At 38.3% G+C, this 26,456-nt stretch carries 11 protein-coding genes; 7 read left to right on the plus strand and 4 right to left on the minus strand.

Annotated features, from left to right (window positions below; genetic code table 11):
* Positions 1-73: 73 nt before the first annotated feature.
* Together gltX and KO521_RS16330 are read left to right on the plus strand one after the other, a co-directional pair.
* Positions 74-1,582 carry a glutamate--tRNA ligase gene (gene gltX, locus KO521_RS16325; RefSeq protein WP_215940980.1) on the plus strand — a complete coding sequence of 503 codons (1,509 nt, stop codon included), beginning with the start codon at positions 74-76 and terminating at the stop codon, positions 1,580-1,582.
* 155 nt (positions 1,583-1,737) lie between these two features.
* A complete protein-coding gene (locus tag KO521_RS16330; protein WP_215940981.1) occupies positions 1,738-2,664 on the plus strand; it encodes an SPFH domain-containing protein in 927 nt (308 codons plus the stop codon).
* 75 nt (positions 2,665-2,739) lie between these two features.
* On the opposite strand, the gene KO521_RS16335 is transcribed toward KO521_RS16330, so the two are convergent.
* The 4 genes from KO521_RS16335 to KO521_RS16350 all read right to left on the minus strand — a co-directional run bounded on the left by KO521_RS16335 (position 2,740) and on the right by KO521_RS16350 (position 5,723).
* Positions 2,740-2,952 carry a DUF6327 family protein gene (locus tag KO521_RS16335; RefSeq protein WP_215940982.1) on the minus strand — a complete coding sequence of 71 codons (213 nt, stop codon included), beginning with the start codon at positions 2,950-2,952 and terminating at the stop codon, positions 2,740-2,742.
* Positions 2,949-3,299 (minus strand): hypothetical protein, encoded by a 351-nt coding sequence (locus tag KO521_RS16340; protein WP_215940983.1) that lies wholly within the window; start codon positions 3,297-3,299, stop codon positions 2,949-2,951. Before KO521_RS16340 ends, KO521_RS16335 begins: the two co-directional genes overlap by 4 nt.
* 3 nt (positions 3,300-3,302) lie before the next feature.
* Entirely contained in the window at positions 3,303-3,632 is a 330-nt protein-coding gene (locus tag KO521_RS16345) for a YtxH domain-containing protein (RefSeq protein WP_215940984.1), read from the minus strand.
* A 408-nt stretch (positions 3,633-4,040) separates the two neighbouring features.
* Entirely contained in the window at positions 4,041-5,723 is a 1,683-nt protein-coding gene (locus tag KO521_RS16350) for a glutamine--tRNA ligase/YqeY domain fusion protein (RefSeq protein ID WP_215940985.1), read from the minus strand.
* 220 nt (positions 5,724-5,943) lie between these two features.
* Here KO521_RS16350 and KO521_RS16355 point away from each other — a divergent pair, with 220 nt between their 5' ends.
* From KO521_RS16355 to folB, 5 genes are all read left to right on the plus strand, one after another.
* Positions 5,944-8,199 carry a gliding motility-associated C-terminal domain-containing protein gene (locus tag KO521_RS16355; protein WP_215940986.1) on the plus strand — a complete coding sequence of 752 codons (2,256 nt, stop codon included), beginning with the start codon at positions 5,944-5,946 and terminating at the stop codon, positions 8,197-8,199.
* Positions 8,200-8,212: 13 nt separating this feature from the next.
* A complete protein-coding gene (locus tag KO521_RS16360; RefSeq protein ID WP_215940987.1) occupies positions 8,213-10,363 on the plus strand; it encodes a PorP/SprF family type IX secretion system membrane protein in 2,151 nt (716 codons plus the stop codon).
* Positions 10,363-25,002 (plus strand): T9SS type B sorting domain-containing protein, encoded by a 14,640-nt coding sequence (locus tag KO521_RS16365; RefSeq protein ID WP_215940988.1) that lies wholly within the window; start codon positions 10,363-10,365, stop codon positions 25,000-25,002. The genes KO521_RS16360 and KO521_RS16365 overlap by 1 nt, the downstream gene beginning before the upstream one ends.
* A gap of 31 nt (positions 25,003-25,033) precedes the next feature.
* The gene (locus KO521_RS16370) at positions 25,034-25,987 is read left to right on the plus strand and encodes a PorP/SprF family type IX secretion system membrane protein (protein WP_215940989.1); all 954 of its coding nucleotides are present in this window, start codon (positions 25,034-25,036) and stop codon (positions 25,985-25,987) included.
* Positions 25,988-26,091: 104 nt separating this feature from the next.
* Positions 26,092-26,454, plus strand: a complete 363-nt coding sequence (gene folB / locus KO521_RS16375; protein WP_215940990.1) for a dihydroneopterin aldolase — start codon at positions 26,092-26,094, stop codon at positions 26,452-26,454.
* The last annotated feature ends 2 nt before the right edge of the window (positions 26,455-26,456 follow it).

Genomic DNA, 26,456 nt, shown 5'->3' on the forward strand with positions numbered 1-26,456 from the left:
ATAGCGCGGTTTAATTCGTATCCCTTTGGGACCTAGGTCGCTTTTTATACCTTTGCGCCATAAAAAAATCGCCATGAGCCAAAGAGTACGCGTACGTTTTGCACCTAGCCCTACGGGGCCATTGCACATTGGTGGTGTCCGCACCGCCCTATTCAATTATCTTTTCGCCAAAAAACACGGTGGCGATTTTATTTTACGAATAGAAGATACCGATCAAAACCGCTATGTAGAAGGTGCTGAAGAATATATCATAAACGCACTCAATTGGTGTGGACTTAAATTTGATGAAGGTCCCGGTTTGCAGGGGGATTTCGGACCCTACAGGCAAAGCGAACGCAAACATTTATACAAACAATACGCAGAAGAACTAATTAGGAATGGTAAAGCCTACTACGCTTTTGATACAGCCGAACAATTAGATTTCCACAGAAAAAATCACGAGGCTAACGGCAAGACTTTTATTTACAACTGGCACAACCGTTTAAAACTGGATAATTCTTTGTCTTTAACCCCTGAAGAAGTTCAAAAACGACTTGATTCCGGTGAAGACTATGTGGTACGCTTCCTGACCGCACCCGATAAAAAACTACATTTAAAAGACATTGTTCGTGGTACTATAGAAATAGATACCAATGTATTGGACGATAAGGTTCTTTTTAAAGGAGACGGAATGCCAACCTACCACCTAGCTAACATAGTAGATGATCATTTAATGCAAATCACTCACGTTATTCGTGGTGAAGAATGGCTTCCTTCCTTGGCATTACATCAGCAATTATATGATGCTTTTGGCTGGAACACACCTGAATTTGCACATTTGCCTTTAATTATGAAGCCCGTAGGGAAAGGCAAACTAAGCAAACGAGATGGAGAAAAAATGGGTTTCCCTGTGTTTCCATTAAGCTGGAAGGAGTCCCAAGGATATAGAGAAGCAGGTTATTTCCCAGAAGCCGTTGTTAATTTCTTGGCGCTGTTAGGCTGGAATCCAGGTACTGAAAAAGAAATCTTCAGTCTAGGAGAATTAGTTCATAGTTTTAGCCTAGAGCGTGTAAACAAGTCAGGAGCACGTTTTGATCCGGACAAAACCAAATGGTACAATCAACAGTATCTACAAAATAAGGCTAATGATGAACTGGGCGAGTTATATGCCGAAATACTAAAAAAGAAGTCCATCTCTATAGCTACAAAACCAAAAGGCTACGTGGAAAAGGTTGTTGCTTTAATAAAGGAACGCGCTGTTTTTGTAGCAGATTTTTGGGATTTATCTGATTATTTCTTTGTTGCTCCTACCTCGTACAACGAGAAAGCAGCCAAAAAACAATGGAAAGAAGGTACGCCAGATATTCTAAACCATCTGGTATCAATACTTGAAGAAATCTCCGATTTCTCCTCCGAAAACGTTGAAACTATCGTAAAAAAATGGATTGGTGAACAAGAACTGTCCTTTGGTAAGGTAATGCCACCATTGCGTTTGGTGATTGTTGGTGATATGAAAGGCCCGCATTTATTTGATATTATAGCCATGATCGGCAAAGAAGATAGCATTGCTAGAATTCAAAAAGCAATATTGCATTTGGCTTAGAAACCCTCTATTCCATTGAAAAGGTGCAGATTTTAGTTCGTTCTAATTTCTGCACCTTTTTTATTTATTGATAGTACTTGTAACAAACCCAAGAAAAGTACTACATATATACAATACGTTTTGTAAATTCAATTCATAACTAAAAATCACAAATTATGGGAAATCTTATCTGGATACCGGTCATTTTCTTCGTCATTGCGACGTTTCTTTCTGGGGTCTTTATAGTTAAACAACAAACCGCAGTTCTTATAGAAACATTCGGAAAATTCACAAGTGTTAGACAATCGGGAATTCACTTTAAAATACCATTTGTACAGCGCATTTCGGCAAGGATGGGACTTAAAATTCAGCAACTGGATGTTATAATCGAAACTAAAACCTTAGATGATGTTTTTGTAAAACTTAAGGTTTCCGTACAATATGTAGTAATTAAGGAAAAGGTATATGATGCCTTCTATAAATTAGAATATCCACATGAGCAAATCACTTCATATGTATTTGATGTGGTACGGGCCGAAGTTCCAAAAATGAAATTAGATGATGTATTTGTAAAGAAGGATGATATAGCCATTGCGGTTAAGTCAGAACTACAGGATGCCATGTTAGATTACGGCTATGACATTATTAAAACCTTGGTAACGGATATTGACCCAGATGCTCAGGTAAAAGAAGCCATGAACCGTATTAATGCCTCTGAGCGTGAAAAAATAGCAGCACAGTTTGAGGGTGATGCTGCCCGTATCCTTATTGTTGAAAAGGCAAAAGCGGAAGCGGAAAGTAAGCGATTACAAGGTCAAGGTATTGCAGACCAACGTCGCGAAATTGCTCGCGGATTAGAAGAATCCGTTGAGGTTTTAAACAAAGTTGGTATTAACTCACAAGAAGCTTCTGCCCTAATTGTGGTTACTCAACATTATGATACGCTTCAATCCATTGGTGAAGAAACCAATACTAATCTGATATTGCTACCTAATTCACCTCAAGCCGGTAGTGATATGTTGAATAACATGGTGGCCTCTTTTACAGCAAGTAATATGATTGGTGAATCAATGAAAAAGACACAGCAAGAGAAGAAAAAATAAATTTCTTTGAGAAACCGTTAAAAAAAAGGGCATTAAGAATTACATCTTAAGGCCCTTTCATATTCTATATAGAATCTAGAATTTCTTCATTAACTTCTTCGCTACAAGAGATAAGGTGAGTTTTTGTAAAACACCGCTAAAACCACCGAGCAAATTCGTAGGATACAAGCTGTTTTTAGTTATTTGTACTTGCATTTTTAGATTTTCTCGTTCTATTTCCTGTTGCAATTTTAGAACTTTTAAATCTTTGTCTATCTGTTCAAAGGAAGTGTATTTCTTTGGTATCATATTTCTTCAAAATAAAGTTCGGAAAATCTTGCCATTAAAGGTTTAACCAATGACTTACGAAAGACAAAGACCAATATTCCTATAAGAATATAGAATCCTCCAACAACTAAAAAGCCAATAGCAGTATTACCCATTTCTGATCCAATCCAAAAACCGGCAGCGATTGAAAGAAACAAAAGGGCAAGTACGAATGCTATGCCTAGAAAAACGGCTTGTGCAAGGCCGGTAATACCCTTCATGAGCAATTTAAAGGCTTTTAGCTTGTAAAACTCCCTGCTACTATCAATATATGACTTAGCACTTGCCTCAGCTTCTGAAATGCTCTCTTTTAGTTCTTCAAAAGCCATATATTATTTCTGTAATTGCGCATTCTTTTTCTTCAATTCTGCCAATTTATTCTCTAGGCTCATAATGATATCATCAGCCTTGTAGCTCATATTTGAAATCGTATCTTCCAATTTCATCTCAAAATCAACCTTTTTCTCCTCAGCAGTCTTTGTAAGTTCCTCAGTTGCTTGTGTGATTCTGTGGGTTAAATCGTCTTTGGTCTTCAAAGCGTTCTTTTTAATTTTTTTCCTGGTTTTTTCACCTTTAGCCGGTGCATACAGAATTCCTGCCCCTACTCCAATTATTGCTCCGGTTAAAACCGCCAATAAAACATTTCCACTATCATTTGACATAATCTCTATTTTTTTAAATTAATATTTTACTTAAAATATAATGCGTTTTCTTTTCGCTTAAAAAATAGAAAAGTAAAACGTCGTTTATATATATTCTGCAATGTACTCTAAACAAGATTGCAATATGACCTCAATCGATTCGAAAATTAACGTTTACATCTATTTAAGTAAGATTTAACGCTTTTCAAGCCTTTTAACGACAGTAAGATCGATAAGTGGATAGATTTATAGGCTCAAATTTTAATTGTCCTCACAAGTCGCCAAACAAAGTGATTATTAATAACACATACCTATGGTTATTTATAATATAATAAGAATAATCTATACTGTTAATTTTGGAAGTTATCCATAAAAAACTTCTTAAAAACAAAATGTCCTTAAGAAGTTTCCTTATGTAAATGGTTAATGTTACTTGTTTTGAACTTTTGCCCAAGTATCTCGTAATCCGACCGTTTTGTTAAAAACTAATTTACCTTCCTTAGAATCTGGATCAACACAAAAATATCCCAAACGTTGAAACTGAAATCGATCACCTGATTTTGCTGTTGCCAAACTCGGTTCTAAATAACCAGTTATCACTTTTAGGGAATTAGGATTTATAAATTCCATAAAATCCTTATCCTTATGCGTATCCGGGCTTTCATCTGTAAATAAACGGTCATATAGCCTAACCTCTGCTTTTAAAGCATGGGCTACAGATACCCAATGCAATGTTCCTTTTACTTTACGTAGGCTTTCTTCCGTACCACTCCCACTTTTACTTTTAGGATCATACGTACATTGAATTTCAATTATATTCCCATCGGTATCTTTTGTGCAGCTCTCGGCTTTTATGATAAATCCCGACTTTAGCCTCACTTCTCCGCCTAATTTAAGACGAAAAAATTTACGGTTGGCCTCTTCTCTAAAATCTTCTTTCTCTATATAAATCTCTCTAGAAAATGGAACTTCGCGTTTACCAGCAGATGCATCTTCTGGATTATTTTCAGTTTGCAACCACTCCACTTCACCCTCTGGATAATTAGTAATAACTACTTTTACCGGGTCTAAAACACCCATAACCCTTGGAGAAATTTTATTTAAATGATCACGCAAATGGAATTCCAAAAGTGATACGTCAATAAGATTATCCCGTTTGGCAATACCTATGGTCTCCACAAAATTACGAATAGACTCTGGTGTATAACCCCTTCTTCGAAGCCCGGATAACGTACTCATTCTTGGATCATCCCATCCTGTAACCACATTCTGTTCTACCAATTGCAATAACTTGCGTTTACTTACAACCGTATGACTTAAGTTTCTTCTAGCGAACTCACGTTGTTTAGGCCGAAGTTTATTTGCATCTGTAACCTGATCCAAAAACCAATCATATAATTCGCGGTGCATAGCGAACTCCAACGTACAGAATGAATGCGAAACTTGTTCTATATAATCACTCTCACCATGTGTCCAATCATACATGGGATAAATACACCAATCGGTATTAGTGCGGTGATGAGCCTTATGTAACACACGGTACATAATAGGGTCACGCATCAACATGTTAGAGGACGCCATATCTATTTTAGCTCTCAACACATGCGTTCCTTCCTGAAATTCTCCATCTTTCATTTTCTGAAAAATAGCTAAATTCTCATCTACGGAACGATCTCTAAACGGACTATTCGTTCCTGCCTGTGTAGGTGTTCCTTTTTGCTCTGCCATCTGCTCGGAAGATTGCTCATCCACATATGCCTTTCCCTGCTTGATCAACTCTATGGCCCAATCGTACAACTGTTGGAAATAATCAGAAGCATACCTTTCGGTATCCCACTTAAATCCCAACCATTCCACATCTTTTTTAATAGCGTCTACATACTCCTGTTCTTCCTTAGCAGGATTGGTGTCATCAAACCTCAAATTTACCGGTGCATCATACCGTAATCCAAGCCCAAAATTTAGGCAAATGGAGCTTGCATGGCCAATGTGTAAATAGCCGTTTGGCTCTGGTGGAAAACGAAAACGTAATTCCTTTTTAGAGTAACCGTTTTTTAGATCGTCTTCAACAATATGTTCAATGAAATTCAAGGATTCAACTGCCTCGCTCATAGGGTTCATTTTTAGAGCCACAAAGGTAAGTAAAATGCAGTAATCGATAAGATTTCAAATTTCATTCATACAAATAGTGGCATTTCACAACAATTATATAACCTGATACAACAATAAATTCTCCACGCGTGTATAATAGGTCATATTTGTTATGTATTCTACTTGTCATAACCCAAATCTGACATTGAAACCTGTAGTAAACCCAAAACTACGCCTACTTATGAGACAGAAAAGAATTAACATTCCGCGAACAATTTTAACAGCGCTATTAGTGCTGCTTACCTCACAAATCTCTGCACAGATTGCTCTTCAGGCACCCGTGCCAGCAGACAACCCAAATCTATCAGGAACTAATGCATGGCCAAGAGCATGTGCAGATACCGACTTTAACGAGTTCTTCGTTACCATAGAATGGGCAGGCGCAGCTAATTCGGACAACAGTTTTATTTTGGAACTGTCTGACCCTAGCGGTTCGTTTGGAACCCCTTTTACACTGTCAACGGTAACGGACCAAAACAGTAACAACGAATTCACAACTAGTTTTAATCTTCCTACAGATACTAGAGGTGCCAATTACAAGATGAGAGTCCGCAGTACTAGTCCGGCCTCAACCAGTCCTGATTCACAAGGATACTCCATGTACTTTTTAGGCTTTGATACCAATTTACATATGAGTCCGGATGGTGATGGCACAACTCCAGGTAGCGTTCAGGCCTGTGGGAGTACACAAATAACATTAACTGTTGATAACATACCACCTTCAGAATTAAATACCTATCAGTATTCGTGGTATAGAAGTGGAACCAAATTATCAGAAAACGGACCTTCCATCTTAACAGATGGTACAGGTGAATATTTTGCCTTTATTGATTACGGCGATTGTACTGGTTCTGCTAATACAGAGTCTAATCATATAGTAGTAAATTCAGGTACAAGCACAGGAATTGCCATTACCCCTCCAACTTCTACAGCCTTATGTGCAGGAGATACAGCCGCACCTTTAGAGGCAAACGTACAAGATGGGACTTATATATATACATGGTATAAAAATGGAACTGAAGTACAAGCATCACAAACCGGAGGCTTTACCTATACTATAAACACCAACGACCCGGCATTTGTTGGAGACTATACCGTAAGGGTTCAAGGTGCAGGAGTTTGTACGGAAACATCTGCGGCAGTTACAATTACCAATGCAGGTGCCTTTACTGTTACGAGAAACAACAATGCTAATTTAGTAGTGCTTCCTTCTCAACCCCAAACCTTAAGCATTACAACAAATGCCAACTCGCCAACATACGAGTGGTTCAGAAATGGAACCCCAATACCAAGTTCTAATAATTCTTCATTAACCGTTACACAAGCTGGTACATATCATGCAGCGGTTACTCAAACTGGAGGTACATGTTCTTCTACTACTATCAATTCTGAAGATACAGAGATTGTAGCCCCTACGGCATTTAGAACAGAAATAGCTTATGCTACTTCTTATGAATCTTGTACAAGTACAAGTATTGCACTATCAACTGATAAGATATACGCGGTTTTAGGTGATGGAAGTGAAGTAGATGTAACTGAAGATGTTGCTTCTTCTTTTACATACCAATGGCAGAAAGATGGAACAAATGTAACGGGTGAAGCTTCACAATCTATAAGCTTAACCAATAGTGACGAAAACGGAAATTACACTGTAAGCACAGATTTAAGTGGGATGACATCTACCTCTAACGCATTACCTGTGCAATTAGCAAGTGAAGCTTTAGCCATTAGCAGCACAAGTACAGTATATTGTAGTTCTTCTGATATAATAACCATATCGACTACAACAGATTTAAGCTCTGAAATTTTTGATTGGGAGCGCGATGGTGAAGCTATTAATTCTACCGATAGCTCTTTGTCAGTAACCCAACAAGGTACATATCGTTTGGTAATTAGAAAAGGTACATGTTCTCAGATATCTAACGAAATCAGTATTACACCATTAAACCCAGACCTTATTACTTTGGATATTGACGGCGACGTAATTTTTCCTGAAGGAAGTTCTAAAACCGTAAACGCAAATGGCGGAACAGCTTACAGATGGTTGGATTCGAACAATATTGAAATCAGCGGTTCTTCTTCAGCAACGTTTACTACAGAAGGTAATTATTTGTTGATTGCAAATATTGACAACTGTGAAATTAGCAAACCTATTACAGTAACATACCTAGACTTATTTAATATACCTAACGTTATAACACCTAATGGTGATGGCGCAAATGATCAATGGATTATACCTAATTCATACTCGAACAAATCAGATGTGCGTGTTATCATTTATGACGCAAAAGGTACGGAAGTACTAAACTCAACCAACTACCAAAATAACTGGCCAGAGTCCTCTATTAGTTTCGCCAAGCAAAACATGGTTTTTTACTATGTAATTAAAAATGACAGCGAAACATTAAAACAAGGAACAGTAACAGTTATCAGATAACCCCACACCAACCATGAAATTTGTAAAATACATTGCATTCGCATTACTGGCTGCCCTGACGTTTGCAAACGTTCAGGCACAAGAAGATGACCCCGTTTTGTTGTATAGTCCGGCGTCCCAGAATTTATTGAAATTCAATAGGTTTCTGATTAACCCAACCTTTTCTACCGTTCAGGAAGACAAGTCTTACATTAATCTTTTACACCGAAACCAATCGGTACAGTTTAAAGATAATGACCAGACCTACTTCTTGAGTTACAGTGGTAGAATAGGTGATAAAAGCGGTTTAGGACTTAGTCTTTATACACAAAGTGTTGGGGCTGTCTCTAACATTGGCGTTTTGGCAAACTATGCTTACGGAATCAAATTGAGCGATAAAAGTAATTTTACATTTGGTGGTAACCTAGCCTACTATAGTACCGGTCTTGATCAGAATAGTATTGATGTAATTGATCCTAACGATTACAGTTTAACCGGAACGGAAGACAGTAATGTACTTTCATTTCAACCCGGTTTTAACCTTTCTTATGGGAATATTGATTTTGGTGTTTTTGCTGAAAATCTATTTGATTATAATTTAAAGACAAGTGAGTCATTAACTGACTTTGCCGATAAGACATATTCCAGTCACCTTCAATATACCCATCGTTTTAAAAATGATGCGGGTATCATGGAAGGCAGCAGATTAATGCCTATTGCACGTGTTCGTATGAACGGTCAAAACAGATTGTCAGGCCAAGATGAAGAATCTCAAAATATGACCTACGGTGGTGCCGTTATTTTAGACCTTCCTAAATTGGGATGGTTACAAGGTGGTTACGATAGTTTCTATGGTGCATCTGCCGGAGCGGGTTTCAATATCAACAAGAGACTTTCCTTAGGGTATACCATGGAGAAAGGCTTTGGAACGGACTTCAATAACTTTGGTGTTACACATGAAATTTCATTCGCATTCTCATTTACTCCTAACTTAACTGAAGACCGTGTAATGCTAGAAGATGACTATGAAGATTCTCTAGTTGAAAACGAAGAAGTAGATAAAAATGATCTTGTAGATAATGAGGAAATAGAAGAACTAAAACGCAAACTTGCTGAGAATGATGCTATCATTCAAGAATTAATGTTTCGCCAGGACTCTTTAGAATCACACCGTCAGAAAGATCTAGAACGTCGTTTTAATATGGTAATGAGCATGGTTAGAAATGAAACCAGTGGCGAAAGACCAGATTTAGAAGATCGTGCGGAAAGGTTATTTATGGGTAATAATGATCGGCCTGCAGTGGCCAATAATGCTTCCGGAAACAATACGATAATACCAAACAGTACATCTAAGGATGACTCACAAAACGCTACTGTTGGAAAAACAACTTTAGCTCAGACTTCAACTACTCCTTCTAGGCCCAATGTTGTAAAAGATAGAGTAAAAAACATTACCAATACAAGTCCCACATATACTTCTAATTCTACATCTAAAAACGCAAATAGAGACAATGTAAAAAGTAGAAAATTCAAAAACTTAGATGATGTTGAGGACGGTTATTATGTTGTAGCCAATGTTTATAAAGGTGGCCAGTATATGGACAAGTTCATGAACAAGCTTAACAACGAAGGTTTTTCTTCTAATTATGTAGATAACCCTAACAATGGTTTAAAATATGTGTATTTACAACGTTATGATACTTGGGATGAAGCAGTAGCTGCTCATAACAGTGGTATGAACGGAGCTTACGACGGTCCACTATGGATTATGGATGTTGACAACCGATATACAAACGAAGCATATGCTTCTAACGTAGATAAGCTTAAAGAAAAATCAGCCAAGTACGATACAGATGTACTACGTACCAACACTGTTGTAAAAGACCAAATGGTATCTAATGAGTTAAACCCCAACACCCAAAAAATAGATGGTATTGGTTCTGGTTATTACATTATAGCGAACGTATTTGCAAATCCAAAAAATGCCAATCGTTTTGTAAAACTTTTAAATTCCTACGGGCTAAGTGCCAGTTACTTCATAAACCCAGATAATAACTGGAGGTATGTTTATCTAAAAAGACACCAATCTTGGAACAATGCCCTCTTGTCCTACTATACCAACCTAAATGATGCGTACAATGATAAAATGTGGATTATGCGCGTCAAACCAAACCTACTAGCTTAATGAAATCAAAATCCATTAAAAAAATATTTGCGGGCGCTCTATTTTTATTGGCATTTGCAGGATTTTCGCAAGAGTATAAAGCATTTACGAGAGAATATCGTCCTGGTGAATATTATAGGTACCAGAACAATATTAAGGGAGACCTTACCTTTATTTCAAACAGTATTGTTAATAGAGATGGAGGAACTACAACCACAGAACCAGAGGACCCCTATAATAACCTTAATACCAACGGAAATTATTGGCCATCTAGTAATCGTAACACAGAAACGGGCGGATACCTAAACTACAACGATTACAAAAATATGCAGTATATAGATGTGGATAGTGATACTTCTACATTTAGTTCTAGTACGGCAACTTTTTCATTTCCAGATGCCGACTGTAATCTTATAAGATATGCAGGTCTATACTGGTCCGCAACCTATCCAAGAGATGATACTGCTGACCCAGTGGGCACGCCTAGAGATTATGATATTGATGAGATAAAATTTAAAGTTCCCGGTGGTACCTATGTAGATATTACCGCGGATGAAATATTATATGACGGTTTAGCTGACACAGCTCTCAGTGCAAACGCGCCCTACGCTTGTTACGCAGATGTAACCAGTTTAATAACTCCATTAGCTAACCCAGAAGGAGACTATACAATAGCTAACGTTCCTAGTGCTCAAGGTTACGGTATTTTTAATGGACAATCAAGAATGACGGGTGGTGCGGCCGGTGGTTGGACTTTAGTTATTGTTTATGAGAACCCCAATCTTACTGGTAAACTCATAACCACTTTTGATGGTTTTGCTAGAGTTACCGGTACCAGTAATGTGGATATAAATTACTCAGGATTTAATACAATTCCAGTAGGTCCGGTGACAGCAAATATTGGTGCAGCTACGCTTGAAGGCGACTTTAGAATTACAGGAGATAGATTAAGAATTAAAGCTGCTAGCCGACCAAATTTTACAACTTTAAGCAATGGTACAAATCCTTCCAACAATTTCTTTAATAGTAATATTACAAGAAATGGTGTTCATGCTAATGATAGGGATCCGTTTAGTCTAAACACCTTGGGTTTTGACAGCGATATCTTTAACTTAAATAACCCAACTAATTCCGTTATACCTAATAGTGAAACTGCTGCTACCTTTAGCTTTCAGACTAATGGTGATCAGTATTATCCGTTTTTCAACTCGTTCAATATCGAGATCATTGAACCAGATATTGTTCTTGAAAAAAAGGTAGAAGATATTGCAGGTAATGATATTACAGGGCAAGGTGTTAACCTTGGTCAAATTTTAGATTACGTACTTACTTTTACCAATACAGGGAATGATGATGCGGTAAATTATACCATTCGAGATATTTTACCTATCAATGTTAGTTTAGATGAAGCAAACCTGGACATGCCAACGGGTACAACATATACCTATGACCCAGCAACCAGAGAGGTAGATTTTTTCATTCCGAACCGATTTGTGGAAGTAGGTGATACCCCTGGACAAATACGTATGCGTGTTCAAGTGGCGGAAAACTGCTTTGACTTTATTGATGCGTGTACCGATCTTATTCAAAATTTGGCTTATTCTACTTATCAGGGAAGAATAAACGATAACCAAATTACTGATGATCCTAGTGTATCTGATTTTGATAATTGTGGTTTTGTTACTCCAGGTGCGACTAACTTTTTATTAGATGATCTTTCTGACTGTAATTTCACGAGAACCGTTCAACTCTGTGGTCTAAGCGCGGTTTTAGATGCAGGTGATAATTTTGACGATTACATTTGGGTACGCGATGAAAACGGTAATGGACAAATTGATGCTTCTGACCCTGTTTTAAATGATGGCGACCCTGATAGCGATCAAAGTACTTTAGAAGTAACCGAGATAGGCACCTACATAGTGGATAAAATAGTTGCTGATCCTTGTAAGGGTTTCAAAGAAATAATTATTGTGGAAAGGTATGGTACTACTCAAACCAATCCATTGGTCGACTTTTTTAACAACACAAATAGTGATGCAGACCCAACCAATGATATTCAAGGCGAAATTGTTGAATGTAGCATTGATGGTGATCTACTACCTAAAATATTTCTTTGTGGTACAGCAGACACACAGGCTATAACCCTAAATATCCTAGACGCTCAGAGTATAGTTTGGGAGAAATTAGATGAAGGAAGTTGTACAGCTGCACCTGATGATTGTGCCAATAAGAATTTAGGGTGTACGTGGAATCAAGTGGCTACAGGAAGCGATTATAACGCAGATACAGCAGGAAAATACCGTTTGGTTATTAATTATACCAATGGGTGTTTTAGTCGTTTTTACTTCGATGTTTTTCAGAACAATTTAGATATTCTATATAATGATAGAGACATCATCTGTTCTACAGATGGTAATATCACCATAACCAATTTAGGTAGCAATTACGGTTACCAACTGGTAGATGTGGCCAACAACTCCATTGTAGTTCCATTTAGTGCTAACAACGGACCTAGTTTTGATATTTCTACTAATGGAGCTTACAGAGTTGACGTTACTCAATTAGATGCTTCTGGAAGCCCTATTGAAGATGCCTGTATATTTAGTACTCCAGACATTGGTATACTAGATAGAGACTTTCAAGTAAACGTAACTACCACACCAGCTAATTGTAATGCTCAAGGAATTATAAAGATTGACGTTCTTAATGTAGAGCCCAACTATGCGTATATCCTAAAAAGAAGTGATGGAACCTTAATTGATGACGAAACTGCAGATACGGATAACACACACTCTTTTAATGTAAATGCAGGAGACTACATTATAGAAGTTTCTACCGCAGATGGTTGTGCCTATTCTGAAGATGTAACTGTTACAAGAACACCAGACCCAACTATAACGGCATTAACCACAAGAAATATTGGTTGTACTGCTGGAACTATAACTCTTACAGGTGCTGGTGGACTTCCTAATCCTGATTATTCGTATGCCATTTGGAGTAAAAACGGAACCAATTTATATGCCGATGTAGCCTCTATTCCAGGTGATGCTTATGATACCGATCCTATATTTACTTTTGGGTGGAGAGATACAGATGCTGATGATGTTGATGAATATTTTGCAGGTGAAGACGGAGATTATGTTTTTGTAATCGTAGATTCTAATAACTGTTTTGCCTTCTCTAACGAAGTAACAATAAATGATAACGGGGCAATGACCCTAGACTCTATTGATGAAACCGCACCTTCCTGTAGTGGTGATTCAGACGGAGCAATAACAATTAATACAACCGGTGGTGTTGCACCATATCAATTCAGTATTGATGGTGGAACAACTACGCAAGGAACACCAAATTTCGTAAACCTTATTGCTGGTACTTATGAAGTTTTTGTAACGGATTCATCCGGTTGTACGTTTTCAGAAACAGTAGATTTAACTGAGCCGTTTCCGTTAAGCGCCTCTGCTGGTGTTTCAAGAGATGCTACTTGTGATCCTAATGGTGCTGAAGTAAGAGTAACGAATGTTACCGGCGGAACAGCTCCATACCAATATAGCTTTGACGGTGGTGCCAGTTATGGTGCTTCTAGTACGGCAACGCTTCCACCTGGAGATTATACTGTTATCGTAAAAGATGCTGCTTGTGAATTTCCTATGACCGTTACTGTTGAAGACGTACCAGACGAGCCAGAAGTAACGCTTACACCAGAAGTAAGCTATGATTGTGATGGACTGGCTACGGTTACTGCAACTCCAAATATTTTAACATACAATTATACTTTTGCCTTAGATGGTGTAGTAAATTCACCAGATCCAGCAAGCAATATTTTTGAAAACGTAGGGCCTGGTACATATACGGTAAGTACTAACTATGTATCTCAGACACCACCAACGCCAAGTTTATTATTGACCGAAGACTTTGGAAGCGGCTCTACAATACCTAACCCAAATACATCTGGGTATTTTTATGAAAATCAGCTTGATAATACAACTCCAAGTGGTGCTCCAATAGACAACGGAGCCTTCGTAAACGACTATGAATATGCTGTAACAAGCAATATAGAAAGACCTTTTGGTTCTTGGATAAACCCAATTGACCATACATCAGGTACAAAAGCATCTCAAGGTCGTTATTTAGTTATAAACGTAGGTACGCCAAGCCCTGGCCAAATCATATACAGAAAGGCTATAAACGATATTATTCCCAACCAACCTTTAAGCATTTCCCTTTGGTTAATCAACCTTTTAAAAAATGGTGCTAGTGGTTTGGATCCTGATTTAACTATTGAAGTTCGCAACCCAAGTACAGATGCTGTAGTAGCATCTATACGAACAGGAGATATTGCCAAAAATACAGGAGCTAGCAACTGGATAGAATTTGCAGCTAACTTAAACCCTGGTAGCAATACTTCTTTAGATTTTGTTATCAGAACCGAAAAAGTAGGTAACGGAGGTAATGATGTTGCTATTGATGATATTAGTGTTTTTCAAGTACCTGAAGTCTGTGAGCAAACTGTAGAAACGGCTGTAACCGTTGTTGCCGGTAATGTATTTACAGCAGCTATAACTGGCTCTACAGATGCAAGTTGTAACGGTCTATCAGATGGTTCAATAACCTTTGAAGTAGAGAATTTTAATGCTGCCGGATTTGAATATTCTATAGATGGAAGCGCTTTCGTAGCCTCTACTTTATCACCTGTAACATCTCCATCCAACCTTGGTGCTGGTTCTCATACATTGGTGGTAAGAAAAGCGGATGAAAACACCTGTTCTAGAACACTGACACAAACAATAAACGCTCCTGATGCGCTTGTAGCTTTGGCCTCTGTCACAACAGAATTAAGTTGTACAAATGGTGGTGCTACTATAACAGCTAGCGTTACTGGTGGTACTGCAGCATACGAATATCAATTAGAAGATAATGCAGGCGCCATTGTTGGATTGTTCGATTATGCAACCAACGGAGCAAATACAGTTTTCTCTGGTTTAGCGGCCGGTGATTATATTGTTAAAGTACGAGATGCTAACACTTGTGAAGACGCAATTAATACTGCATTGACAGTTGCTGCTGCCAACCCGATTACTTTTAATGTTACGCCTACCGCCTGTTATCCTGGTGGAAATACCGCTACGATTCAAGTAGATGTTACAGACGGAAATGGAGATTACACTTTTAGTATAAACGGAAACCCTTGGGTAGTTCCAACTCCTACCAATGCTGTAACTCATACATTTAGCGGTCTTTCAAACGGTACCTATACCATCAATGTTCAAGATGGATTTGGATGTACTGGTGTTTTGCAAAATATTACAATTGACCCTCAACTAACAGTCAGTGCTTCGGCTCCAACAATTACAGCCTGTGCAACTGATACAGATATCACTATTTCTGCTTCAGGTGGAGACAACAACTATGTATATGCAGTTGTAACCAATGGAACAGCCGTTGTTAATGGCGATTTCAGCACGGATAATCCAGTTACAGTTTCGGCTGCAGGAGATTATGATGTGTATGTCCGTGACAATAGTGGGGGAGCAGATTACTGTTCTGCCATGTACACAATTACCGTAAACCAAGACGCTCCTATTGCAATTACACCTACGCCAACCGCTGTAACTTGTTTTGGCGAATCAAACGGGGCAATCTCAATAGTTGTAGATTCTGGCGGAAACGCACCGTTCATGTACAGTATTGATAACGGGGCTACCTATGTTACCGAAAATAGTTTCCCTAATCTTAGTGCGGGAACCTATCCTGTGCGCGTTAGAGATTCCAATAATTGTGAAACTACGCCTCAGGATGTAGTTGTTACGGAACCATCTCAATTGGTAGCTGAAGCGAGTATTACACAAAATTATACCTGTCTTGTTGACGGTGAAATTACCGTTGGAGACGTTACGCCAACAACAGGTGGTTCAACAAATTATCAATACAGTATTAACGGAACTGCTTGGACCGCTTCTTCTTCAACAGGAGTGCATACTTTCTCTGGTTTAACCGATGGTACCTACAGCATTCGGGTTAGGGATGCCAATGCTACTTCATGTGAGCTTACTTTGGCCGATGTTATAATTGCTCCATTACCAACAGAACCAACACTTTCTACATCAGTTACTTATAACTGTGATGGAACAGGAAACATAACCGTTCTACCTAACGATGCTTCGTATACGTATAGCATAGATGGAGGTACTGCTCAAGCGCCAAATGTATTTAGTAATGTAGCGTTAGGCAGCCATACCATTGTTGTAAATTACGGTAGTGATTGTACTGTTGATATTACTGAAATTGTAGAAGACGGACATGCTTTTGAAGCTTCGATTACCGCTTTTGAAAATCTTGATTGTAATGCTGATAGTTCAGGAACTATTACCATTAATGCCGATAATTACGGAACAGGCGGATTTGAATACAGCCTAAACGGAGCTGCATTTGTTGGTCCTTTTACAGCTGCAGAACAAATTACGGGTCTTGCCGCACAAGCACATTCAATTGAAGTACGAGATGTTGATAATGCTGTTGCCAGTCTCCCTGGTTGTACGGTACTGTTAAATCAAACTTTAACCGAACCGGATGCTATTGTTGCTTCTGCAAGCATTACAGAACAGTTTACTTGTAACAATACAGGTGCTACTATTACAGCTAGCGCAATAGGAGGAACTCCAACGTACGAGTACCAACTAGAGGATGATTTAGGAACAACAATAACAACTTATCAAACAGAAACTACTTTTACAAATGTTCCTGCAGGAGATTATATCGTAAGGGTAAGAGACACAAATTTGTGTAGCGATCCAATAAATACGCCAATTACCGTAACCGCTCCTGTTGTACCAACTTTTGATGCTACACCTACAGCTTGTTATTCAGGTACCAATGATGGTTCAATAGCTATAAATGTTACCGATGGTAACGGAGGCTATAGTTTCAGTATTGATGGAGGTCCGTTTGTAGCGGCAACTCCAGTTACCGGAACAACTCATACTTTTGATAACCTATCAAATGGTATCTATACTATAGATGTTAGAGATACCTTTGGATGTACAGCTGTTCAACAAACCATTACAATAGACCCTCAATTGGTAGTGTCCGTAGAGGTTGTTGATATCAGTGCGTGTAATGATGGTTCAATTACCGTAAATGCAACTGGTGGAAACGGAACATTGGTTTATGCCATTGTACCTGCAAATACTGACCCTACTGGTCTTTATACCACAACCAACTTCTTAACCGTAACCAGTGCAATGGCAACGGCCAATCCTGCCGGTTATGATGTGTATGTGTTGGATAATAATGGTGCTTCGCCATCATGTTCATTCCTTCAAGAAGATATTATTCTAACTCCAGTTGCTACTCTAACCGCAAGCGGAACAGCAACCGACCCTGAGTGTTTTGATGGTCTAGGTTCAATTGATGCTACAGTAGGTGGAGGAACAGGTCCGTTTACGTATCAATTAGTGGATTTGAGTCCTGCAGATGGCATCGACTACGGAACTACAAATAACAATATTTCTACAAATACATTGACTTTCAATGGTATTGGTGTAGGTGATTATGAAATTACTGTTACCGATACGAACAGCTGTACAGTTACTTCATCAACCATTACAATTAACAATGCCACAGAAATAACTGCGGACATTGTTCCTATTTTACCTGCTAATTGTAATGATCCAGACACCAATGAATACGGGTTTCAGTTTGATAATGTAACTGCCCCTTCAGGAGGAACTATAGAGTATAGTAATGACGGTGGTGCTTCATGGCAGCTTTCAAATGAATTAAGAGGTACTGTATCGGGTACAGAAGTGTTCCCTTCTATTCGAGTTACTTTACCAAGTGGAACCATTTGTCAAGAAGATTTTGATAGGTATATTATTCCTTTTCCATTAGATGATTTGGATATTACCCTATCAGCAATAATTATAGGTTGTAATGACCTTCGTGTTACGGTAGAGGGTAGCGAGGGTAACCCAATTCCAGGATATGAGTATACTTATACAGACGATCCTGCTAACTTTAATACGTTTGTGTCGAACCCCAATGTGTGGACTGCACCATTGCCTAGTGGAACCTCACACACTTTTCAAAATATTGACCCAACTACTCCACAATATCCTGAAGTACCTCTATTAGTACCAGGACGTACCTATGTGTTTTATGTTAGGGATGGTGCTGGTTGTATAAGACAAAGTAATGTAAACGTAAACGATATTCCTGGAATCAACTTACCTATTGAAATAACTTCTGATATAACACCTAGTTGTTTCGGGGCTGCTAACGGTTCTATCACCTTTAATTTAAATCCTACCACGTCATACCCTAGTATGCGCTGGGAGGTGTATGAATTAGGAAATGGAACTCCTATTGAGACCAGTGGAGGTAATGTTCCTTACAACAATACCATAACAACCACAATTGGACTTGGCGAAGGCGAATACTACATTGATGTTATTCAGGTAGACGGTTCTAATGCTGACGCTTGTACAGGAGGTAGTGAAAATACCTATCTTCAGGAACTAAATGCTTTAAATGCAACGGCAACGGCAACACGGGATATCTCATGTAACTTACCAGGATTAATAACGGTAGACAATATCACTGGTGGTGGTGGAGCACCTTATACATATGATGTAACAGGACCTGCTGGTTTTACAGCAGTGACAGGGACAAACAGTAATCCAATACAGATTCCGGTGAACTCACCTTCAGGCGATTATACGGTAACTATTAATGATCAGTATGGTTGTTCGTTTACAACCCTACCCGTTACACTAAGTTTATCTGCAAACCCTACTATTGATTCTATTACCCAAGATAACTGTAACGCTCCTATTGACCTTACAGTTGTTGGAAACTCAGCGGCAGGTAATATTCGTTATGCTATTGTGCCTGCGGGAGACCCTGCACCAACAACATATCTTGATAATGCTGGATTGTTCGAAAATGTAGCTGATGGTTCTTATGATGTATATATCATAGACGGAAACGGATGTACTAACTCACAATCGGCTTTTGTTGTTCACCCTGTGTTATCGGCTAAAGCAGAACTTACAAAAACATTAGATTGTACGGCATCCCCAGATGCAGTAATCGCAATTGAAGTTTTAGATGGTTCAGGAAGCTACGAGTACTCTATTACAAATACTGCTGGAGCCCCAGCAGTTACGCAAACAGTTGTTCCTGGGAATCCGTTTAATTACCAAGCACCTGCTGCTGGAGATTATACAATTACCATTTATGATACCAACACACCAAGTAGCTTATCATGTAATAGAGAGTTTGTAATTAATGTTCCTACTAGAATAGAGCCTGTTGTTAATACAATTGCAGCAACAGATGTAACCTGTATAGGCGATTCTGATGGTACTATTACAATATCGGCAATAGATAATGCAACAGGTCCGTATACTTTTGAAATTACTTCAATGGATGGTGCTGCAACAAGCATCAATCCAACAAGTTTTACAAATACTACAGCAACATTTACAGGGCTTGCGCCAACAACAACTGCTGCTGGATATATAGTTACACTTAGAGGAAATTCAACCACAAATAATTGTACGACCGATAGTGCACCCATTGAAATTGCTGAACCATTAACTATTACTGTAATAATGGACGCGGTCATAGAGTTTGGATGTACGACAGCAAATAACCAAAATGATGCAAGTATTTCAGTTGCTAGTGCTACAGGAGGTTCAAATACTTTTGTTCGTTATGAATTCATTAAAAATGACAACCCTAATACAGTAGCTGTTGAGGCAGATGTTGTGGTTCAAAATGGTTCTAATGAAACTTATATTGAAACTGATATATTAGGTGGTGCATATACCATAAACGTTTATGACGATAATGGTTGTTCTGGTACTACTACGGAAACAATTGCTCCTTTTGTAGAAATCAGCAATCCTACAGTTACTATAGATACTGATGTAAGTTGTAATCCTGGTAATGACGCTATGGTTTCAATAGCGGTAGATTTAACTCCACCTTCTGGAACTCCAACACTTGCATACTCGGTTGTTGGTACAGATAATGCATATAGTAACTTAAATCAACCTACTAATTCATTTACTGGAATAGGCGTAGGAAACTACGAAGTAACCATAACCAATTCGGATACCGGATGTTTCGTACAAACTACTTTTGAAATTGAAGATCCAAATACTTTTGAAATCGATGCTACTGCTGTAGATGTAGTATGTAATGGAAATAATGGTTCTGTAAGCTTTACTATAAGCGATGCTACCAATCCATACACTGACGGTTTCACTTGGCAAATATATAATTCACAAGGTACGGCTGCTACGGGTGATGACACCATCATTGCTGCGGCAACCGGAACCTCGGCCAATGTAGGTCCCACTACACCTTATGCCATTGGCGCGGGCGAATACCGCGTTGAGGTTATCCAAGATAGTAATCCTTCTTGTGTAGCTTCTGAATTATTTACCATTGCAGGTCCTAGTGACCCAATTAGCGCAAATAGGGTATTTACCGATATCACTTGCGTACCAGGTAACAACGGTACCATTACCATTACCGATGTTACCGGTGGATGGGGCGGTTATTCGTATCTGATTTTTGATGCGGCAGGTCCTGTTATTGACACTAACGATTCTGCGAACTATACTTCAAACCAGAAGGAAGAGAATCTAACTGCAGCTACCTATGAAGTTTATGTTATGGATTCTAGAGGATGTGTTGAGCAATTGACAGATGTTATTCTTGTTGATCCAACACCGATTACTGCAGATTTGAGAATCAATCAGCCCAACTGTACGGACTTAGAAGGTGAAATTGAAGTTTTCAACGTGCTAAACGGTCAAGGTAGCAACTATAGTTACCAGTTACAGCTATTCAATACAGGTACTTCTGCTTTTGAAGATATGAGACCTATACAAACCTCTGCTATATTTAACGGTTTAGGTGCAGGTGAGTATCAAGTAATTGTTAGCGATCAGTGGGGTTGTGTAGGTACTACAAGTACAAGCATTGATTTACATGAACCTATTTCACCATTGGCTTCTGTAGTTAAAACTATAGATTGTTCTACTACGGATCCAGGTGGACAGATTACCATTTCACAAACAGGTGGTTCTGGAAGCTTCAGATATGATGTACAATACCCATTATCAGCTCCTGCCACAGTAGATGATACCAACAACACCGGTATTTTTACAGGCCTTACCCAAGTAGGTGATTATATATTTACAATTACCGATTTAGACCCTAATCATGGTTGTAGTACCACAATCACACAACGTTTAGAAACAGCCGTGATTCCAGTTATGAATGTAGATTCTTCTAACAACGTAACTTGTAATGGCTTGGATGACGGAACGATTTCAGTGAGTGTAACCGATAATGGAGTAGGACCATACACCTTCAGTATTATTACTGGCCCTGGTAGTACGGCTACCTTCCCAATAGCTGCAACTTCTTCAACAGCAACCTCAGCTTTCTTTGATGGACTTGAAGGTTCTGTTGCAGGAATAACATACACTATTGAGGCAAGAGGTGCTAATAACTGTACCATCACAACAGATGTAACTATAACCGAATTGAATGTTATCACCGTTGATCCTATAACTATTCTTGAATACGGTTGTACTATTGGAAATAACGGAAACAACGCCAGTGTATCATTCACTAACGCATCAGGAGGCACAGGTACTTTCGTTCGCTATGTATTTATTCGTGATGGAAGTGTTGTTCAAGATGGTTCTAATCCTACTTATTTTGAAACTGATGGTCTAGGTGGTTCTTACGAATTACAAGTATATGATGATGTAGGATGTTCTGCTCTTTCAGCTACTGATACTGTAATTCCTTTTGTAGAAATCAGTGATGCTACAGTCACTACTACTGAAGAAGCAGCTTGTTCTCCATTGAACAATGGTGAAATAGAAGTTGGTGTAACCGTTAGCCCAGCTAGCGCAATACCTAATTTAGAATATACGGTAACAGGAATAAATGTTATGTATAATCAGACTATTGCATCTACCAATAATCCTCAGCTTTTTACAGGATTAGAAGTGGGTAATTACAGCGTGAGTATTACCAATCTAGATACAGGTTGTGTTATTAATACAGTTCATGCCATTGCAGACCCAGATGTTATTGAAGTAATTGCTACGAAATTATCGGACGAACAATGTTTAAATGATGGTGTAGATGACGGAAGTTTTAGTGTTGTTATAAATAATTATAACGGACCGTATAGTTATCAGGTTTATGATTTAGATGATAACCCTGTAGCTGGATTTAGCGGAACTGGAGATACTGCTACGCCATTGACTATTTCAAATCTTGTTGGTGGAAGCTATTACATAGGTATTACGGAAACAAGCGCACCATTGTGTGATGATGATTCTAATGTAATAACCGTATTGGCTCCAAGTGCTCCAATTACAGCTATTATTAGTGAAGAAGCTAACGTATCTTGTACTAATAATCAAGGTGAAATACTGGTAGACCCAACAGGTGGTGAAGGTCCATATACGATTATATTAGAAAATACGACTACTTCTGCTACATATACTGAAACAAATGTTGAGGCATTCATTTTCAAAAACTTATCTGCCGGCGATTTTCACGTAACTGTTACAGATGCATTCTCTTGTGTATTCTCGGATAACATCACATTAATCAGACCGGATGATATAGTAGCTGATATAACAGCAACGACCTTATCCTGTTTTAATGGAAATACTGCTAGTATTTCAACTACTGTAGGCGCAAGAAATATTACACCTACATACCAATACAAATTGAATGTTTATGAAGACATAGCCGGAAGCATCTTGTTGACTACTTCGGTAGGGCAGGCTACAGGTGACTTTGATAATTTGGCTGCTGGTTTCTATAGTGTTACCGTTAGTGATGAAGTAGGGTGTTCTGAAGAAACACGTATTATTGAAATCGTTAATCCTACGGAAGTAGAAGCATCACTAATTAGAACAAGTCCGTTGACCTGTGAAACAGGCGTAGAATTCGAGTTAAGTGCCACTGGAGGAAGCGGATCTTATGAATATAGCACAGACAACGCAAGTTGGACATCAATGGTCGGGAACAGCGTTAGTTTACCTCTAAGCGGCATGTTAAGTGCTGGTGTCTACCGTTATTATGTGAGGGATGCTGTTAACTTGTGTACGGCTGTACAATCTAATTCTATTGAAGAAGACCCAATTGAACCATTAATATTAACAGTAGATGAGACTGCTGCAGTAATTAACTGTAATGGAGATAATACCGCTACTATCTATGCTACGGCAGATGGTGGTTTAGGAGACTATCAATATTCGCTTTATACTGATGCTTCATTAAGTGTTGCTTCTCGTATTGCGGGACCACAAAGCATTGGAACATTTAGTTCTTTGCCAGCAGATACGTATTACGTAGATGTAACAAGTCAAGATTGTAGAACTACTGCACAAGAAGTTGTTATTTCTGAGCCTACTGCTTTGGAATATACAGATGAGGTCATCAACGTAACCTGTAATGGAGAAGAGGACGGAAGTATAACCGTTACTTTATCCGGTGGTGCTGGTGGATATCAATATGCGATATCTCCAAACCTTAATAAGTTTGATGATGAAAATACATTTGAAGACCTTGCTCCTGGAGATTATAGGGTAATTGCACAAGATCAGAATGGTTGTTTTATAGAATTGGAATATACTATTGATGAGCCTTCTGTAATTGAAGTTTTAGGAACCTCAACGCCAGAAATTTGTGTAGGCGAGGAAAACGGAACCATAGAGCTTACTATTACTGGTGGTACACCAGTTTACAGTACTAGAATGCATACGGAATCCGATTTTGTAGAAGATAGAACAACGTTTACAGATTTGGCCGAAGGAAACTACATCATATTTGTACGTGATGCCCAAGGATGTGAAGAAAACATAACCATAACGGTAGATGCAGGTGTTAATCTGAATGCGTCGGTAGAACCTGTATATGGTTGTAATGGAAACACACCTAATAATTACATAAGTATTGTGATGGAAGATACTAGTATTGCGGACCAAGTTCTTTTTGGAGTGGATACTACAGATCCAGCAGAAATGCAACTGAACCCGTTCTTTAGAGACTTGACTGCTGGTACACATTTTATATCAATATCTCATGAAAATGGATGTATCATAACATATGATATAGAAATTGAAGATTATCAACCTTTGACCATTGTGTTAGAACAAACTAATATTAACGAGATAACAGCAAACATTACAGGTGGTAGAGGTACTTATAACATCACATTCGGTGATATAAACAACGGTTCTGATAATACATTCTATATTAATCGCACTGACACATATGTAGTTACCGTAACGGATGAAAACGGTTGTGAAGCTGTGGCCAGTATATTTATGGAGTTTATTGACCTTGATATTCCTAATTTCTTTACCCCTAACGGAGATGCGGAAAATCAAACTTGGAAACCAAAGAATGAAGAAGGCTTCCCAGAGATACTAACCATCATATTTGATCGTTATGGTAGAGAGGTGTATCGAATGGGTGCCGGAGATCCAGGATGGAACGGTCTTTATTTAAATAAAGAGCTCCCATCAGGAGATTACTGGTACGTTATAAAACTCAACGGTGAGAATGACGACAGAGAATTCATTGGACACTTTACCCTATATCGCTAAATAAAATACTTAACCTACAACCTACAGTACCATGCGCAAATTCATTTGGACCTTGCTGGTCTTATCCGGCATTTTTACCGCGAGAGGTCAGGAGCTTAATTCGCCACAACTTACTCAATATTTGGCAGATAACCCGTTTGTTCTATCCCCAGTGTATGCTGGTATAGGAGACCATGTTAAAATTAGACTTAACGGTCTTACCCAATGGGTGGGTATTAAAGATGCCCCGCAAACACAATCTTTAGCTGCAGATATGCGCTTAGGTGAACAATCAGGTATTGGTCTGTTTTTATATAATGATAAGAACGGTTACACAAAACAACAAGGTGCTAGGCTTTCTTTTGCACACCACTTAACCCTTGATAGATATGATGATGAATTTTTATCCTTTGGTCTTTCGTACAACTTTAACCAGTTTAGAATAGACGTTGATAAATTCGTAGATGCTAATCTTGATCCTGGGGTTATTAATAACCGTCAGACCAGTAACCACAACTTTGATGTAGGTGCATTGTACCGGTATGGTAAATTTTATATTAGTGCCAACGCTTCCAACCTTTTAGGAAAAGATCCCAGTAGCTTTACTTTTGATGCTGATGAACCTAATGAGCTAAGAAATTACTACGTATATACTGGTTACCGTTATAGAAAAAATAAAAACAGTGATTTAGAAATAGAACCATCTATCTTATTCAAAATGTTTGAAAGCGATGGCCGTTCCGAAACGGATTTAAACCTAAAATTTAGATGGTATAATTTTGATGATTATTTCTACGCCGGTGTTAACTACCGTTTTTTGAATGATCAGATAGGTAGTCCACTTTTTATTGCACCGTTTGCGGGTCTTAAGAAAAACAACTTCTATTTTGGTTATTCATATCAAATCATTCTTAATGAAATACTTACTTATAGTACAGGTACCCATGTAGTAACAATAGGTGTAGATTTGTTCCAAGGTCTTAGTAATTGTCGTTGTACGTACTAATAAGGGTAATTGTTTTGAACACTGGTATACTTTCCAAAATTACATCTTAGCTTTATATTCTTATTTCAGCTGTTTGGATTAAGTTTGCAAAAATATATTTGATTTTGGATAAGGTTAAAGTTAGTAATATAAGGGTATATGCCCACCATGGTTGTTTAGCTGAAGAAACCGCTATTGGAAGTGAATATTTAGTGAACGTAACTGTTAATGCTAATCTAACCAAGGCTTCAATATCAGACAAGCTATCTGAAACGGTAGATTATGTTCATATTAACCATATTGTAAAGGAGGAAATGAAAATTCCTTCTAAACTTCTAGAACATGTTGGTAAACGTATCATTAATCGTATATTTCTAGAAATAGCGCTTGTAAAAAAAGCAGCGGTAGAGGTTTCAAAAATAAACCCACCAATAGGGGGTGATGTAGAAAAAGTGACTATTGTTTTAACAGAAAAACGAAAAAAATAGAT

Source organism: Zobellia uliginosa, from assembly GCF_018860745.1.
Lineage (GTDB): Bacteria > Bacteroidota > Bacteroidia > Flavobacteriales > Flavobacteriaceae > Zobellia > Zobellia uliginosa_B.